Source organism: Pseudomonas sp. Pseusp3, assembly GCF_047304225.1.
In the GTDB taxonomy this organism is placed as follows: Bacteria; Pseudomonadota; Gammaproteobacteria; order Pseudomonadales; family Pseudomonadaceae; genus Aquipseudomonas; species Aquipseudomonas fluorescens_CD.
The window spans coordinates 1-340 of record NZ_JBGLYV010000261.1; the positions used below are offsets into that span (position 1 = coordinate 1).

Annotated in this window: 1 tRNA gene; it reads left to right on the forward strand. The window is 50.9% G+C overall.

Features of this window, described 5'->3' with window-relative positions:
• Positions 1 to 265: 265 nt before the first annotated feature.
• A tRNA-Val gene (locus ACCD00_RS30805) sits at positions 266 to 338 on the forward strand.
• Positions 339 to 340 lie beyond the last annotated feature (2 nt).

Below are 340 nucleotides of genomic sequence, written 5' to 3' on the forward strand. Positions count from 1 at the left end.
TTCAGTCGGTTAGAATACCGGCCTGTCACGCCGGGGGTCGCGGGTTCGAGTCCCGTCCGCTGCGCCATATTCGGTAACCTGGAACACTGAACGCCAGGTCACCACGGAAAAGCCCGCTTAGGCGGGCTTTTTTCTGTCTCATGTTTGACTGTTGTTCCTGTGGGTTGCATCGTTTCACCGGTTTTTAGATTTTTTTGAAAAAACTTCAAATAAATCAACACTTTATAAAAACCTGTGGCATAATGTGCCCCGCAACGAAGGTAAAGGGTGATTAGCTCAGCTGGGAGAGCGTCTGCCTTACAAGCAGAATGTCGGCGGTTCGATCCCGTCATCACCCACC